This is a genomic window from Candidatus Wallbacteria bacterium, assembly GCA_028687545.1.
In the GTDB taxonomy this organism is placed as follows: domain Bacteria; phylum Muiribacteriota; class JAQTZZ01; order JAQTZZ01; family JAQTZZ01; genus JAQTZZ01.
On record JAQTZZ010000004.1, the window covers coordinates 61779 to 78029 of the forward strand.

The 16251-nt window shown below is 37.5% G+C and carries 16 protein-coding genes; all 16 read left to right on the forward strand.

Going from position 1 to position 16251, the window contains the following annotated elements; all coding sequences use genetic code 11:
* The first annotated feature begins 4 nt into the window (after positions 1-4).
* Positions 5-1075 (forward strand): DUF1574 family protein, encoded by a 1071-nt coding sequence (locus PHW04_02830; GenBank protein ID MDD2714810.1) that lies wholly within the window; start codon positions 5-7, stop codon positions 1073-1075.
* Between the two features lie 99 nt (positions 1076-1174).
* The gene (locus tag PHW04_02835; protein MDD2714811.1) at positions 1175-2203 is read left to right on the forward strand and encodes an NAD-dependent 4,6-dehydratase LegB; all 1029 of its coding nucleotides are present in this window, start codon (positions 1175-1177) and stop codon (positions 2201-2203) included.
* The gene (locus PHW04_02840; protein MDD2714812.1) at positions 2196-3368 is read left to right on the forward strand and encodes a LegC family aminotransferase; all 1173 of its coding nucleotides are present in this window, start codon (positions 2196-2198) and stop codon (positions 3366-3368) included. The genes PHW04_02835 and PHW04_02840 overlap by 8 nt, the downstream gene beginning before the upstream one ends.
* Positions 3369-3389: 21 nt before the next feature.
* Positions 3390-4241 (forward strand): 3-hydroxybutyryl-CoA dehydrogenase, encoded by an 852-nt coding sequence (locus tag PHW04_02845; protein MDD2714813.1) that lies wholly within the window; start codon positions 3390-3392, stop codon positions 4239-4241.
* 35 nt (positions 4242-4276) lie between these two features.
* Positions 4277-4924, forward strand: a complete 648-nt coding sequence (locus PHW04_02850) for a NeuD/PglB/VioB family sugar acetyltransferase (protein MDD2714814.1) — start codon at positions 4277-4279, stop codon at positions 4922-4924.
* A 22-nt stretch (positions 4925-4946) separates the two neighbouring features.
* Complete coding sequence (gene neuB / locus PHW04_02855) at positions 4947-5966, forward strand: N-acetylneuraminate synthase (GenBank protein ID MDD2714815.1); 1020 nt, start codon at positions 4947-4949, stop codon at positions 5964-5966.
* Complete coding sequence (gene neuC / locus PHW04_02860; protein MDD2714816.1) at positions 5963-7147, forward strand: UDP-N-acetylglucosamine 2-epimerase; 1185 nt, start codon at positions 5963-5965, stop codon at positions 7145-7147. The genes neuB and neuC overlap by 4 nt, the downstream gene beginning before the upstream one ends.
* Entirely contained in the window at positions 7144-8217 is a 1074-nt protein-coding gene (locus PHW04_02865; protein ID MDD2714817.1) for a sugar phosphate nucleotidyltransferase, read from the forward strand. Before neuC ends, PHW04_02865 begins: the two co-directional genes overlap by 4 nt.
* 14 nt (positions 8218-8231) lie before the next feature.
* The gene (locus PHW04_02870; GenBank protein MDD2714818.1) at positions 8232-8942 is read left to right on the forward strand and encodes an acylneuraminate cytidylyltransferase family protein; all 711 of its coding nucleotides are present in this window, start codon (positions 8232-8234) and stop codon (positions 8940-8942) included.
* Positions 8943-8983: 41 nt separating this feature from the next.
* A complete protein-coding gene (locus tag PHW04_02875) occupies positions 8984-10282 on the forward strand; it encodes an oligosaccharide flippase family protein (GenBank protein ID MDD2714819.1) in 1299 nt (432 codons plus the stop codon).
* A gap of 115 nt (positions 10283-10397) precedes the next feature.
* A complete protein-coding gene (locus tag PHW04_02880; protein ID MDD2714820.1) occupies positions 10398-11525 on the forward strand; it encodes a hypothetical protein in 1128 nt (375 codons plus the stop codon).
* A 69-nt stretch (positions 11526-11594) separates the two neighbouring features.
* On the forward strand, positions 11595-12509 hold the full coding sequence (locus PHW04_02885; GenBank protein MDD2714821.1) for a hypothetical protein: 915 nt from the start codon (positions 11595-11597) through the stop codon (positions 12507-12509).
* Positions 12510-12571: 62 nt separating this feature from the next.
* Complete coding sequence (locus PHW04_02890; protein MDD2714822.1) at positions 12572-13015, forward strand: hypothetical protein; 444 nt, start codon at positions 12572-12574, stop codon at positions 13013-13015.
* Positions 13012-14121: a DegT/DnrJ/EryC1/StrS family aminotransferase gene (locus PHW04_02895; protein ID MDD2714823.1), complete on the forward strand. Its 1110-nt coding sequence runs from the start codon at positions 13012-13014 to the stop codon at positions 14119-14121. The genes PHW04_02890 and PHW04_02895 overlap by 4 nt, the downstream gene beginning before the upstream one ends.
* Positions 14118-14885, forward strand: coding sequence for a class I SAM-dependent methyltransferase (locus PHW04_02900; protein MDD2714824.1), 768 nt, complete (start codon positions 14118-14120; stop codon positions 14883-14885). The genes PHW04_02895 and PHW04_02900 overlap by 4 nt, the downstream gene beginning before the upstream one ends.
* Positions 14882-16069, forward strand: a complete 1188-nt coding sequence (locus PHW04_02905) for a glycosyltransferase family 1 protein (GenBank protein ID MDD2714825.1) — start codon at positions 14882-14884, stop codon at positions 16067-16069. Before PHW04_02900 ends, PHW04_02905 begins: the two co-directional genes overlap by 4 nt.
* Positions 16070-16251 lie beyond the last annotated feature (182 nt).

Here is a 16251-nt window from a genome sequence, read left to right on the forward strand (position 1 = left end):
AAAAATGAAAAAATTCTTTTTAAAGTTTTTTTTATTACTGCCATTGTCTGTCATCATTATTGGTACAAATTATTATACTGACCCTGCTAATCTATTTAGTAATTCCAAAATTGAAAACAAGATATCCAAACTGATCATTGCTCATAAAAATTTTTCAGGTATAGATAGTTTCGATGAAAGAATCATGCAAAAAAATATAATTAATTCATTCGAAGAATCGCCTAAAATCATCTCACTTGGTTCAAGCAGAATTATGCAAATAGAGTCGAACCTTTTTAGCGACAATACTTTTTTCAATCATTTTGTTTCAGGGGCTTCACTTGAGGATTTTATTGCAATCATGGGAATGTATTTTGATAAAGGTATAAAACCTGAGATTGTTATCATAGGGCTGGATCCATGGTTACTAAATAAAAATAATGGCCAAACAAGATGGATTTCTTTAAAAGAAGAATATAACAATGGACTTTTAAGATTGGGAGGTAAAGCCAAATTTACATTTAATTTTCCTGGATGGAACAAATGGAGCCAACTGATTTCATTAGCCTATTTTCAAGAGTCTTTTACATATTTAATTAAAAGAAAGAAGAAGATGCTGGAAACTACTGATAAGCCTAATGAGACATCTTCAGTCATTCGTTTCGATGGATCAAGAGGACTATCGAAAATTGAAAGAGAACGAACCTCAGAAGAAGTAAGCAAGATGGCTAATGAATATGCTTCTGAGGAGCCTGTATATTCGTTAGGAGATTTTAATGAGTTGGATCAAGAACTAAAAACAAATTTTAATTTATTTATCCTTTTTCTGGTTGGGCAAAATGTAAAACCAATCTTTGTACTAGCGCCATATCATCCAAAAGCTTACAAAAAAATAATTAAAAAATATGCTGTTGTGGCTGAAGCGGAGGCATTTTATAAAAAATATGCTTTTGATAATGGCATTGACTTGGTTGGTTCATATAATCCTGACATTTCAAATACCGATTGTTCCCTTTTTTATGATGGGATGCACCTTAAAGTTGATTTTTACCGAACAATTTTACCCGATTTGATCTTGAAAAATTTAAAAAAGTAGAGAGCCTCTTAAGAGCACATCATGTAAATACTTGACCGGATAATTATCAAGATATATACTCAACGCTAAGGTTTGTGTATGTAAATCAATTCCCCTCGCATGCAGCAAAAAAATGTTTGGAGGATTTCGCTGAAATTAAAGAATCTAAGAATTTTAGTTACAGGCTCTGACGGCTTTATCGGCAGCCATCTAGTGGAAGCTCTTTTGGAGAAAGGTGCCAAAGTCCGGGCATTTGTGTATTACAATTCTTTCAACTCCTGGGGATGGCTGGATACATTTTCCAGGAAAAAACTTGATCAGATAGAGATCTTTGCCGGGGACGTGAGGGACCCGAATGGAGTGAGAGAAGCCATGAAGGGCTGTGATGTTGTTTTTCATCTTGCAGCCCTGATCGGGATCCCATTTTCCTATCATTCTCCTGATTCCTATGTGGACACTAACATTAAAGGCACTCTCAATGTGCTGCAGGCTGCCCGGGATCTCAGCACTAAAAGAATCCTTGTAACTTCCACATCTGAAGTATATGGCACAGCCCAATACGTGCCGATCGATGAAAAGCATCCTTATCAAGGGCAATCCCCGTATTCAGCCAGCAAGATCGGAGCAGATCGGATGGCTGAGTCCTTTTACCGCTCCTTTGATCTGCCTGTGACTATAGTCAGGCCTTTCAACACTTATGGTCCCAGACAGTCAGCCAGGGCAGTCATACCTACGATCATTACTCAGTTACTCAATGGATATAAAAAGATTAAACTGGGTGCTTTACACCCGACCAGGGATCTGACTTTTGTCAAAGATACCTGCAGGGGATTCATCGCGATTGCAGAATCAGATAAGACTGTCGGGAAAGAGATTAATATTGCCGGCAATTCAGAAATATCTATTGGCGAACTGGCCAAGAAATTAATCAGTATGATAAACCCTAAGGCAAAAATCGTCAGTGATCAGGCAAGGTTGAGACCAGGAAAAAGCGAAGTGGAGCGATTGTGCGGAGATAATACCCTGATCAGGAAATTGACAGGCTGGAAGCCTGAGTATTCGCTGGATAAGGGGTTTTCTGAGACAATCGAATGGTTAAGGGACCCGAAAAATCTGCAGGGCTATAAAGCAGGGATTTACAATGTCTGAAAAGCAGAATTTCATTCCTCTATCAGTTCCCAGTTTTCAGGGCAATGAGCTTAAATATGTGACTGAATGCATCAAAACAGAATGGGTTTCCACTGCAGGCGCTTATGTGGAAAAGTTTGAAAAGGAGATAGCTGATTATACAGGATCAAAATATGCCATAGCTTGTGCAAATGGAACTTCGGCTCTGCATGTATCGCTGCTCGTCGCAGGAGTGATGTCGGGCATGGAAGTGATTGTGCCTACACTGACTTTCATTGCTCCTGTAAATACAGTCAATTACGTCGGAGCACGCCCGATCTTCATGGATTGTGATGACTTTCTCAATATTAATGTGGATAAAACCATAGATTTCTGCGAGAAAGAATGCAGATTTGACGGGAAAAACCTGATCAATAAATCAAGCAGTGCTGTTGTTAAGGCAATCATCCCAGTGCACATCTTCGGCCATCCGGTTGATATCGAGCCACTGATGGAACTTGCCGCCAGGTTCAACTTGACTGTAATCGAGGATGCCACTGAATCTTTAGGCAGCTATTACAAAACTGGGAAATACAAGGGCAGGAAAGCTGGAACCATCGGGGAACTGGGCTGTCTGTCGTTTAACGGCAATAAGATCATTACTACCGGAGGCGGTGGGATGATACTGACCAGTGATGAGAAACTCGCTCAGAAAGCCAAGTATCTTACTACCCAGGCCAAGGACGATGATGTCTACTATGTACACAATGAAGTTGGTTATAATTACAGGATGACAAATATACAGGCAGCTTTAGGTGTGGCTCAGCTTGAGCAGCTTCCCAAGTATGTTGAGATCAAGAGGAAGAATTATCTGGTGTATAAAGAAAAAATCAGTGAAATTCCGGGTCTGGATCTGATAGATGAGCCTGCGTATAGCTTTTCGAATTACTGGATGTATTCTCTGCTGATTGGTGAAGAGTATCGATTATCCAGGGACGAGCTGCTGAAAAAGCTCTCCAAAGCGGGCATCCAGTCCAGGCCGGTCTGGAAGCTGAATCATGAACAGAAGCCATATGTCTATGCTTTAGCGCATAAAATAGAGAAGGCTGAGAAGCTTTATCAGAGAATTTTGAGTATTCCTTGCAGTGTATCGCTGTCTTCACAAGATGTATCGAGAGTATGCAAAACCATACATGATAATAAGTAGAACTCTGAAAGGGGAGAAATCATGGAAATGAAGAAAATCGGTGTGGTTGGTGCAGGCACAATGGGGCATGGTATCGCTTTGATCTGTGCAAAGGCAAAATTTTCCGTCACACTTCTGGATATTTCATTGGAACTGGTTGAGAAAGGTTACGGCATTATTGAAAAGTTCCTACAGAAGAGTGTGGAAAAAGAAAAGATCACTGCAACCGAAAAAACGGAAATATTGAGCAGAATTGAAAAGAGTACTGCCCTTGAATCCTTGAAAGATGCGGATTTTGTGGTTGAAGCTATACTGGAAGAAGCTAAAAGCAAATTCGAAATCTTTAATAAGCTGGACGGGATTGTTAAAACGGAAGCGATTCTTGCCACAAACACCTCATCCATTTCCATTACTGCAATAGCAGCTCAAACTCAGCGTCCGGACAAGGTGATAGGCATGCATTTCATGAATCCTGTCCCGGTCATGAAGCTGGTGGAAGTCATCAGGGGCATGGTTACCAGCGATGCAACTCTTACTGAAACCATGAACCTTACTGAGCTGCTTGGGAAGACACCGGTGGTAGTCAATGATTATCCCGGGTTCATTTCTAACCGACTGCTGATGCCGATGATCAATGAAGCGGCCTATGCTTTGATGGAAGGGGTAGCCACAGAAAAGGGGATTGATAAAGTGATGATGCTTGGAATGAATCACCCTATGGGTCCACTGGCTCTTGCCGACCTGATCGGTCTGGATACCTGTCTGTACATCATGGAAGTGCTGTATGAAGGCTTCAAAGATCCGAAATACAGACCATGTCCTCTTCTAAAGAAGATGGTGGCTGCCAGGTATCTGGGGAAGAAGACAAAAAAAGGCTTTTACGAATACGAATAAGGTATGTATAAATACTGACAGGAAGAGGTGTTCTGATGAATTTTATTTTTGGAGCTGCAGGGTTTGCGCGTGAAGTTGAATGGATGGCTAGAGATATTTATTCTGATTCCAAGGACGACTATCGACCTGACTATTTTGTCTGCGATGATAAAAACACCTTGGCTGGAGAAAAAATAAAGGGAATTAGTGTGATTAATGAATCTGAGTTTTTCAAAAAACACTCTACCACAAATAATAATTGCTTCATCGCAATTGGCAGCCCCACAATTAAAAATGCGATCTACGAAAAAATTGTAGCACAAGCAGCACCACAAAATTTCCCCAATTTGATTCACCCCAGTGTGTGTTATGATCGAGATTTCGTTGCGATGGGGCATGGAAATATTATCTGTGCAAATTCGATATTAACGACTGATATTAAAGTAGGAAATTTTGTCCATTTGAATTTGGCTTGCACTGTTGGGCATGATAGCATTATTGGGGATTACACAACCACCTCACCCGGTGTTCTTATTTCGGGTAATGTTAAGATAGATAAATTGGTTTTCATCGGCTCGGGAGCTGTGATTTTCCCAAATTTGTCGATTTCAACCGAAATAATGATTGGAGCCTCTGCCTTGGTAACAAAGGATCTCTTGGAGAAAGGGACATATGTCGGCTGCCCGGTCAAAAAAGTTAAGTAAGTTTATGAAAACGGGAGACATAATGGATGCATTTAAAAGAAAACCAGTATTTATTATAGCTGAGGCTGGTGTTAATCATAACGGTGATATCCTAATAGCCAAAAAAATGGTCGAAGTGGCAAAACAATCTGGTGCCGATGCAGTAAAATTTCAAACTTTCAAGGCAGAATCATGTATCACATATCGTGCTGAGAAGGCTGAGTATCAAAAAACGAACACAGGTGTTTGTGAAACACAGCTAGAGATGATCCGCAAATTGGAACTTGACAAAGATATGCACATTGAATTAATCAATGAATGCACTAAATCCAAGATTGAATTTCTTTCTACACCGTTTGATCCGGGAAGCGTCGAGTTGCTTGCAGAATTGAAGTTGAGTACGATAAAAATCCCTTCAGGTGAGATAACACATCTCCCTTATTTAAGAATGATTGGAAGGCTTAATAAGCAGATAATTTTGTCGACAGGTATGGCTACACTTGGAGAGATTGAAAAGGCACTCGAAGTTTTGTGTGAAAACGGAACTGAAAAGGGAAAAATCACAGTACTTCAATGCAATACAGAGTATCCAACGCCTTATGAAGATGTAAATCTTAACGCTATGATTACCATTAGAGATGCTTTTAAAGTCAGAGTTGGATATTCCGACCATACGCCAGGAATTGAAGTACCTATTGCGGCAGTAGCTTTAGGAGCAGAAATTATTGAAAAGCATTTTACCTTGGATAGGAACATGGTTGGACCTGATCACAAGGCTTCGCTGGAACCAAGTGAACTGAAGGTTATGGTTGACTGCATAAGAAACATAGAAAAGGCATTGGGTAATGGGGTGAAACAGCCGTCTTCTTCTGAAACCAAGAATATATTGATTGCTCGAAAAAGCATTGTGGCAAGAAAGCTAATAAAAAAGGGAGAACATTTTTCAGAAACTAATCTTTGTGCTAAACGACCGGGAACAGGGCTAAGTCCGATGCTCTGGGATGAACTGATCGGTAAAATAGCGGGTAAAGATTTTGAAACGGATGAGGCAATCACCAGGTGAAAAGAAAAATTTGTATTATTACAGATTCCAGGGCCGAGTATGGCATATTAAAGCCGCTTGTTAAAGAAATTGCATGTGATAATGAATTGCAGTTGCAGTTAGTGGTCACAGGCGCTCATCTTTCTCCTGAATTCGGATTGACTTACAAAGCTATTGAAGAAGATGGATTTAAAATTGATGAAAAGATAGAATCAACATTGAGCTCGGACACTCCTGTGGGCATTACCAAATCCATGGCTCTGACTTTAATGGGTTGCGGCGAGGTGTTTTTCAGACTAGCCCCTGATGTCATTGTAATTCTTGGCGACAGATATGAAATGGTTACTGCAGCAATGGCGGCACAAGTATTGAGAATTCCGATCGCACATTTATACGGTGGCGAGACTACTGTTGGAGCGGTTGATGAAGCATTTAGGCATGCGATAACCAAAATGAGCTGTCTGCACTTTGTTTCCACAGATCAGTATAGGAAGCGAGTGATTCAACTCGGTGAAGATCCTGCCAGAGTTTATAATGTAGGAGCAATGGGTATCGACAACATCAAAACATTGAAACTGCTCAGCAGGGAAGAATTGCAAAATGATCTGGGTGTCAGATTTTTAAAAAAGAACATCATCGTGACATTTCACCCAGTCACACTTGAGAATAATACAACGCAGCAGCAATTTTACAATCTTGTTTCCGTATTAGAAAAGCTTGATGATACTGCCATTGTTTTTACAAAAACAAATACCGATACTCATGGACGAGTCATCAATACTATGATAGATGAATTCGTGTCCCGGCACAAAGACAGGGCGTGGAGTTTTTTATCTTTAGGGCAGTTGCGATACTTATCAATGTTAAAGCATGTTGATGCTGTAGTGGGTAACTCATCCAGTGGAATAGTTGAAGCGCCTTCGTTTAAAATCGGGACGATCAACATTGGTGACAGGCAGAAAGGGAGATTGCGGGCTGACAGTATCATTGATTGTGAGCCGACTGTATGCAGTATACAGGCATCTGTTGAGAGGCTCTACACTGATGATTTCAAGAAGAAGCTTGGTATGACTGTGAATCTACATGGTGATGGTAATGCAGCCAAGGCAATCTGCAGGATTCTGAAAGAAGCTAAACTTGATGGAATAATTAAAAAGCACTTCTTTGACGTTGAATTCAAATGCTCTGGAGATGCTAAATGAATCTGGGTAAAGTAATAATTACTGCTGACGTCACGATCAGGGAAACTCTTAAGAAAATCGATCAAAGCGCTGAAAAGGTTTTGATTGTTGTTGATGAGCAGAAAAGGCTTGTTGGTACCATTACTGACGGTGATATCAGGCGCGCCATTTTAAAGGGTAAAAATATCAACTCCAAGATTAATGATATTTATAATCCTCACCCGTTTTTCTTAAGAGAGCAGGAATATTCAAAGGAACAGGCCAGAAGCATCATGTTGGCCAAGCGAATAGAATTAATTCCAGTAGTGGACAATATAGATCACTTAGTTAACTATGTAACATGGGATCAGATTCTTTCAGACCAAGAACCCCAAGCACCTCACTTCGAAAAAATTGATTTACCCGTTGTTATTATGGCGGGTGGAAAAGGTACAAGGCTCGAACCATTCACAAGGCTTTTTCCTAAGGCACTCGTTCCGATCAGTGAAACGACAGTTCTGGAAGCTATCATAAACCAGTTCCGAAAGTTTGGAATAGAAAAATATTTCATCACTTTGAATTTCAAAGGCGAAATGATCGAATCTTATCTTAAAAGCGTGGAAAAATCCTATTCGGTTGACTATGTATGGGAAAAAGACTTTCTTGGAACAGCCGGAAGTCTTAAACTTTTGGAAAAATTGATTAAGGGAAATTTCATTGTTTCCAACTGCGACATTCTTATCAGGGCGGATTTTGAAGATGCGGTTAAATTCCATGAAAAAGAACAGGCGGCTCTTACGATCATATCATCAATACGGCATTATAAAATTCCATATGGAGTAATCAAATTCAAAAAAGGCGGTAAAGTCATAAATATTGTGGAAAAACCAGAGTATACCTTTCCTGTAAATGCCGGGGTTTATATTGTGAATAGTAATGTATTGAAGTATATTCCTGAAGCCCAACCGTTTGATATGAATCAATTTATCAGCATTCTTCTAAAAAATGATGAAAGGGTTTTTACTTATCCAGTCAACGAAAATGACTATCTTGATTTAGGTGAATGGGAAGAGTATAAAAGAGCCACAGAAAAGCTTAATTTATTGAAATAGAGTATTGCAAATCAATGAAAAATGAAAATCGAATACTGGCCGTGATTCCGGCTCGCGGCGGTAGCATAGGACTCCCAGGGAAAAATATCAGGTTACTCTCAGGGAAGCCCCTGATAGTATGGACAATAGAGGCAGCTCTGGCAAGTAAAGTGATTACTAAACTGGTGGTGTCCACTGACGACAAAAAAATAGCTGATATCGGTAAGAAATATGGTGCAGAAATTCCTTTTTTGAGGCCAGCAAATTTAGCGACCGATGAAGCAACTACTGCTGATGTACTGATTCATGCCTATAAATATTTCAGCAACTGCGGAGAGAAGTACACCCACATTATGCTTTTACAGCCCACATCACCACTCCGTGCTTATGAAGATATTGTAGGTTCAGTTAACTGGCTGAACAAGAAAAATGCACAAGCTGTAGTTTCAGTTTGCGAAGCAGAGCACCACCCTTACTGGTCAAATACATTGCCCTCTGATTGGTCGATGATCAATTTTATAAAGCCAGAATGCCACAATCGAAATCGGCAGCAATTACCACCATGCTATAGAATTAATGGTGCTGTGTATATTGCAGAGTGGAATTATTTTTATGCGAACAGAGGCTTCTTTGGGGACAGCACTTTTGCCTATCTTATGCCTCGCGAAAGATCAGTTGATATTGACTCCTTAATAGATTTTCTGCTTGCAGAAACCATTCTGTCGAATAGTCCTCAAACGTATTAGAAGTAAATAGTTGAGTTATCTAGGTGGAAGTATTTATAAAAATGAGAAAAAAAGTAATTGATTATTTGCTGGGGAATTTAGGCACAAAAATATTTTCTTTTTTAGCTGTCATACTGGTTGGCGGGTTCCTGGCAAAAAAAGATATCGGTATTTTGACGCTGATATATTTCATCGCGGAAATTATTGCAATAATTGTCACATGCGGCTTGGATGCTTCACTGATAAAATTCTATCGCGATTATAAAATCGAGATAGTACTGAGCAATACTTTTTTTGTTGTATCTCTAAATTTATTGCTGTCGGTCCCTTTTTATTTAACAACGGCATATTTTCTCAATGATGATAAATATGGCTTTATGGCGAAGGATGTAGGAGTTATTTATTTACTTATATTTTCTATAGTGATCACAAATCTGGCCACAAATCATTTTGTGTCCCTAGGTGAATCGGGCAAAGTGAAAAAGTATTCGATCATAAGCTCCCTAGTTAATTTAACGTCTATAGTAATTTTCATTAAGTTTGGCCATCTTAACGAAATAACCATGACAGTAGCACGTATTTTCAGCATGGTTATTTTTATATTGGCATTCATTAGAATATTTGATGTGAGCTTCGACAAATTGCTTATAAGCAAAAGTAAAATTCTAGAAATATTAAAATATTCTCTTCCAATAGTCCTGTCCTCAATTATCGGAATGGTTAATCTTTATTATTCAAGGATTATTTTATCAAAGTATGTCAGTGTGGAAGATTTAGGAATTTACTCGTATTTTCTGATGATTATAACTAGTGCGAGTTTCCTGTTGCATTCTTTTAATCAAGCTTGGTCTCCGACATTGTTCGATAGGTACAAGGAGCAAGGCACTAAAACACTTGTTTTTGTTAATTCAGTATTTTTTAAGGCGTGCTTAGGCACTATCATCATGCTGATATTGACAGCGCTACTTGTTGTAGTCAGTAATTATTTTTCTTTCGACTTGAAGGGTTATTACATACACAGAGGAATATTTTTCATTTTACTGGACTCTTTTTTTATTGGCATATTGTACACACTGATCAATCCAATTATTTTTTTAAGTGCAAAGACAATTTATATTACTTATGTAAATTTATTTATGTTATCTTTTAATCTAATAGTAACCAGTATTTTAGTTAAATATTTTGAGTTGCAGGGTGCCTCTATCTCGACTTCTGTTGGATCCATTTTAATATTTTATCTTTATTTGTTCTTCTCTTCTAAAGCGATGAATAATAAATTGATTTTAACAAAGACTAATTTTATATTATCCTTGGTATTAACCATAGGAATGTTAATGAAGGATTTTGTTTTGTGGCAATGAATAGTGAACATCCAAACTGACTATGAAGAGATGATTTAATCATTGCAAGATAAAGGTAAGGATAGCTAATAATACGATTGACAGTTTGACTGACAAGACTAGGACTAATATTGTTATGAAGGTTAATCTTTTTTTTACGAATGGTGTAATGACAACACTCTGTGCATCCTTGTTGTGTGAAGCTTTATTTTTCGATGAAAAGGAATTTAAAAACATCATATGTCTCGAACAATTTGATGAACATGATGAATTCTATAATATAGTAATTAACGAGATTATATCAATTTCGGGAATTTGGGAAAATAAGTATTCAGTACAATCAAATTATCACAATTTTTCTCGGAAGAATCTGATACATTCAATGCAATTAACTGGGTATTATAAGTTTATTGCAGCTGCTCTCAAAAAGAAATTAAATAAAGACAAATATGATCACTTCGAAAATATTATATTTTCTTCTACCGCTAGGCTATGGCCATATTTTCGCACAAGCTCAAACAAAAAAATACTAATAGAACATGGATCTGGAGAATACATTTATGTAAAAAATCGATATAGAAAAAAAAGCAGCTATCTAAAACTATGGCTTACTAAAATTTGGAATATGATTTTTCAATATGAATGTTTATCAAATTATTCAAACTTAGATACTATCTATCTTTGCTCAGAATTAGTCAAATTTAATGAAGAGCTATCATTGGTTTGTCATGTTGATACTCAAAAGGCATTTTGTAAATTGGCTGACAATTTCTGGGAGAATTACAAAAAGAAATTTCCAGATGAGTATTCCGAACTGAACGTGATTAGAGAAGAACTCGGTAAAAACAAAGATAATTTTTACTATTTAGTTAGTAATGAAGTTGATCCGATGAAATATCCTGATTTTATTCAATATCAAAAAGAAAAAGCAGCTTTACCGGAAAAAGGGTATTACATTATCAAGAGTCATCCTTCTAATGATGAAAACTCCTATAATGAAATTTATTCTTGTTTAGGTACATCAGTAACAGTAAAACAAATAATTAACAAGTATATTCCGGCAGAATTTTTAATTTATTTTTTTGATAAAGTGACGGTAATTGGTTCTAATTCTTCAACTTTGTTATATGTGAAGACATGGATGCCACATATTCCAGTCATTAGAACTAAAATTCCAGATAAAATTATGATTTCAAAGGGCTTTGAAAATTTGCAGGATCAGATAGATATAATTTTTGATGGGATAAATTTCATTGAAATTTAAGCTGTTAGAGAATTGATATGATAATATAAGAGAGTATTATTCATGAGTTAATTACAGTGAGGGATAATTATGAAGGTAATTAATCAAATTCATAGCTTTATAAGAGCAATTAAGAAGATGATTTTTCAAGAGCACAGTTCAGAAGCACAAATGTTATTGTTGGGTAAGTTGTTATCAGAAAATGTGAAGTCTCGAAAGCATGTAAAGTCGATAAGTGAAGTTGAATTTAAAGTATTTTCCCAATTTGGGGATGATGGAATAATTCAGTGGTTAATTAGTAATCTGGAATTTTCTCATAATACTTTTATCGAGTTTGGAGTTGAAGATTACCGAGAATCCAACACACGTTTTTTGATGATGAATGATAATTGGTCTGGCTTTGTTTTGGATGGTTCTAAACAGAACGTGGTAAATATAGCTAACTCAGAGTATTTTTGGAGGTATGAGCTATTTGTTAAAGCTGCATTCATCGATTGCTCAAATATAAATGAACTTCTATCCACCTGCCCATTTGATAAAGAGGTAGGAATTCTACATATTGATTTAGATGGTAATGATTATTGGATCTGGAAAGAAATCTGCGTCATTTCCCCCATATTAGTTATCCTAGAATATAATAGTGTGTTTGGGTTAGACAGGGCCATTACAGTTCCTTATGATAAGAATTTTAATAGAACTAAGGCTCATTATAGCAACTTGTATGAAGGTGCATCACTCCGAGCTTTGCATCAATTGTCAGCAAAAAAAGGGTATTCTTTTATTGGCTGTAACACTGCGGGGAATAACGCGTATTTTGTGAGAAATGATAAACTCAATAGTGTAATTAGACCGATACCTATTGAAGAAGGATATGTGGTTTCTAAATTCAGAGAAAGCAGAGGCAGAAATGGGAAACTCACATACGTTGCAGGAGATAAGCGTAGTGGAATTATAAGTGGTATGCCTGTTTACAACACAATTACTGGCAAGGTTGAGAGATTTTAATCCGATAAAGTAGCAAGTGATCGAAGGATTGATATAATTTATAGTGTTTTGAGGTGGTTGACATGATGAATGTTATTAAGATAACTAAGGATGATTGTATTTTAGCGATTATCATTACTAATGATTTTTCTAGTGATGGGATCAGTTTTTTTACTCCGGATGAATTCTCTCAGCAACTAGCCTATATGAAAAGACCAGATGGTTATATTATACCTCCGCATGTACACAACCCAGTTCCTCGAGAAGTCAGTTTTACTAAAGAAGTCCTGTTTATCAAGAGTGGAAAGGTTAGAGTGGATTTTTATGATGATAACAAGGTATATATAGAGAGCAAAATTTTACACAAAGGAGATGTAATATTACTTGCCTTTGGTGGACATGGTTTTACCATGCTTGAAGAAAGTGAAATTATTGAAGTAAAGCAAGGTCCTTATGTTGGGGATAGAGATAAAACACGTTTTGAACCTGCAGCTCCAAATGAGATAGTTATCAAGGAGTTAATATGATTCCTGTTAATACCCCATTGTTAAATGGTAATGAAAAAAAATACTTAATTGAATGTATCGATACTGGTTGGATTTCATCGGAAGGGCCATTCATAAAGAAATTCGAGGAGCTCTTCGCAAAGAGAGTCGGGCGAAAATATGGCGTTGCTGTCTGTAATGGCTCTGCAGCACTTGAGGCGGCAGTTGTAGCATTGGGGATTGATAAAGGAGATGAAGTTATCATGCCGGCCTTTACCATCATTTCCTGTGCTGCCGCTATAGTGAAGGTTGGGGGTATTCCTGTACTCATTGATTGTGAGCCTGATACATGGAACATGAAGGTGGATCAGATAGAAGACAAAATCACTCAAAAGACTAAGGCGATTATGGTCGTTCATATTTATGGACTTCCTGTTGATATGGATCCCGTTATGAAAATCGCTGAAAAATATGGTTTGAAAATCATTGAAGATGCTGCTGAAATGCATGGGCAGACATACAAAGGACGACCTTGCGGAAGCTTTGGGGACATCAGCATTTTCAGTTTTTACCCCAATAAGCACGTGACAACCGGAGAAGGCGGGATGATTGTAACTGACGATGAAAAACTTGATGAAGAATCGCGATCTCTTCGCAATCTATGCTTCTTACCTAGAAAAAGATTTATACATGAAAAACTCGGCTGGAATTTAAGAATGACAAACCTTCAAGCAGCACTTGGCCTTGCTCAGTTGGAAAGACTCGATGAATTCGTGAAGATCAAGCGTAGTATTGGAGAAAAATATACTGAGTTACTAAAATCAATCAAGGGGTTACAACTTCCTGTTTTAAAAACTATTTATGCTGATAATATATATTGGGTCTACGGTATTGTTTTAAATGATGAAATTCCATTTGATGCAGAAGAAGCCATGAAAAAACTTGGAAATCGCAATATTGGAACTCGCCCCTTTTTTTGGCCGATGCACGAGCAGCCTGTGTTTCGAAAAATGGGGTTATTCAATGGCGAATCCTACCCTGTTGCTGAGAAAATTGCCAGACGGGGTTTTTATGTACCAAGTGGTCTTGGATTAAAGAGTGAGCAGATTGATGAAGTAGCGGCGGTTTTACAGGAGGTTTTCCGATGAGGGTGTTTGGAGACTATTCAAAATATTATGATTTACTTTATAAAGATAAAAATTACTCCGCTGAAACAGATTATATTTCCAAACTGTTAAAGAGACATTTTAATAATGCCACAGATTTGCTGGAGCTTGGTTGTGGTACAGGCAAACACGCAATATTATTGGCTAAGAAAGGATACAATGTCTCTGGGTTAGATTTCAGTAGTGAAATGCTTGAAAAAGCTGAGAAAAACAAGAAGTACTTACCTTCTAAAATCTCTTCAAAGCTTAATTTTTCTCATGGTGATATCCGAAATTTTAATATTTTAAAGAAGTATGATGCAGTAATTTCTTTGTTTCATGTGATCAGTTATCAAACCTCCAACGACTCTCTGATACAGACTTTCAAATGTGCCAAGAAACATTTGAAAAAAGAGGGTGTTTTAATTTTTGATTGCTGGTACGGGCCAGCAGTTCTCACAGACCGCCCAACTGTCAGGGTCAAACGCCTGGAAGACGATAAAACATCCATCTTAAGAATTGCTGAACCAGTCATGTTTCCAAATGATAATATAGTGATTGTAAATTATACGATAAACATCACAGATAAAAAAACCAAAAAAACAACAATTCTCAAGGAATCTCATCCAATGCGGTATCTTTTCAAAACCGAGATTGAGATGATCATGGAACAAACTGGATTAGAACTCCAAGAATGTGAAGAATGGCTTACCGGGAAGCCACCAGGTTGTGACACTTGGGGTGTTTGCTTTATCGCCAAGTTATGAAAAAACTCCGCGTTGGAGTTTATCTCAATGCTGTTCCCCATTCTGGTGGAGCATTTCAATACAATCTTTCAATTCTGGAAGCCGTATCCGGTCTATCAGAAGACCTTTATTCTAAAGTCGCTTGTTTTTCCAACCCCCAGTGGATGGAAGTAATTAAAAAATACAATGTTGAATGTAAATATGCCGGTAATTTCAATCTTGGTAACTTGGCTTACAAAGTTGTTAGAAAACTTGTCCCAATAACTGAATTTCAGCGCGCAATATCTCCTTTGCTGTTTCCAGTGGCGAGAACAGTGATGAAAGAAAATTGTGATATTTGGATATTCCCAACTGAAGACGAGCTTAGTTATCAAATCCCGGTGCCAGCTTTGACAACGATTTATGATTTGATGCACCGTTATGAACCACGCTTTCCAGAAGTTTCGGGGAAAAGAATTTACCATGAAAGAGAAATGCGTTATCAAAATATCTGTCGTTACTGCAAGGGAATTCTGGTGGATTCTGAAATAGGAAAAAATCAAGTTATTGAAACATATGGAATAAAAACGGAAAAAGTATTTTCTCTCCCCTTTATTGCGCCTGATTACATTTATTCAAGTGTCACTAACGAAGATTTTGATCGTAGACACCAATTGCCGAAGAAGTTTCTTTTTTATCCGGCCCAATTCTGGGAACACAAAAACCATAAAAATTTACTCAAAGCAATTGCTAAATTAACTAAAGATCTACCTGACTTGAAAATAGTATTTGTAGGATCGAAAAAGAATGTTTATGGATCTATAAAGAGATTAACAATGGAGTTGGACCTGTTGAAGCAAGTTGTTTTCCTGGGGTATGTATCAAATTCAGACTTGGCTGCACTCTATCGACGAGCTAGGGCACTCATAATGCCTACTTATTTTGGCCCAACCAATATACCACCGTTAGAGGCTTTTGTATCAGGCTGTCCAGCCGCGGTCTCTAAAATTTACGGAATGCCTGAGCAGGTTGGTGATGCAGCCTTGCTATTCAATCCGGATTCTATTGATGAAATATCAAAATGTATTGAGATGTTATGGAAGGACGATGACCTGTGTGCTAAATTGATAAGTTCCGGTCGTGAGAAAGGCAAGAAATGGGGACCATCCCAGTTCCGTGAAAGATTAAAAGAAATTATTGAAAAAGTATGCACTGCAACCACCTAAAATTTTATAGCGTTTGTAGCAGCAAATTATGATTAAGCTTTTGAAAATCTATTTTCCCACCTTTTTGTTAGGCTGGTATCCCATATTGATTCTGTATTCAAATAATGCCTCCCAACTTAAAATTTCCATGTTGGCATTGCCAATTATTATCTCCCTTATACTCATTGTCGGTATTAATTCCA

Coding starts and splice junctions, on each gene's coding strand:
- PHW04_02870 (MDD2714818.1), top strand. CDS start 8,232: ATGAAAAATGAAAATCGAATACTGGCCGTGATTCCGGCTCGCGGCGGT.
- PHW04_02875 (MDD2714819.1), top strand. CDS start 8,984: ATGAGAAAAAAAGTAATTGATTATTTGCTGGGGAATTTAGGCACAAAA.
- PHW04_02905 (MDD2714825.1), top strand. CDS start 14,882: ATGAAAAAACTCCGCGTTGGAGTTTATCTCAATGCTGTTCCCCATTCT.
- PHW04_02895 (MDD2714823.1), top strand. CDS start 13,012: ATGATTCCTGTTAATACCCCATTGTTAAATGGTAATGAAAAAAAATAC.
- PHW04_02890 (MDD2714822.1), top strand. CDS start 12,572: ATGATGAATGTTATTAAGATAACTAAGGATGATTGTATTTTAGCGATT.
- PHW04_02830 (MDD2714810.1), top strand. CDS start 5: ATGAAAAAATTCTTTTTAAAGTTTTTTTTATTACTGCCATTGTCTGTC.
- PHW04_02880 (MDD2714820.1), top strand. CDS start 10,398: ATGAAGGTTAATCTTTTTTTTACGAATGGTGTAATGACAACACTCTGT.
- PHW04_02865 (MDD2714817.1), top strand. CDS start 7,144: ATGAATCTGGGTAAAGTAATAATTACTGCTGACGTCACGATCAGGGAA.
- PHW04_02840 (MDD2714812.1), top strand. CDS start 2,196: ATGTCTGAAAAGCAGAATTTCATTCCTCTATCAGTTCCCAGTTTTCAG.
- PHW04_02885 (MDD2714821.1), top strand. CDS start 11,595: ATGAAGGTAATTAATCAAATTCATAGCTTTATAAGAGCAATTAAGAAG.
- PHW04_02845 (MDD2714813.1), top strand. CDS start 3,390: ATGGAAATGAAGAAAATCGGTGTGGTTGGTGCAGGCACAATGGGGCAT.
- PHW04_02850 (MDD2714814.1), top strand. CDS start 4,277: ATGAATTTTATTTTTGGAGCTGCAGGGTTTGCGCGTGAAGTTGAATGG.
- neuB (MDD2714815.1), top strand. CDS start 4,947: ATGGATGCATTTAAAAGAAAACCAGTATTTATTATAGCTGAGGCTGGT.
- PHW04_02835 (MDD2714811.1), top strand. CDS start 1,175: ATGCAGCAAAAAAATGTTTGGAGGATTTCGCTGAAATTAAAGAATCTA.
- PHW04_02900 (MDD2714824.1), top strand. CDS start 14,118: ATGAGGGTGTTTGGAGACTATTCAAAATATTATGATTTACTTTATAAA.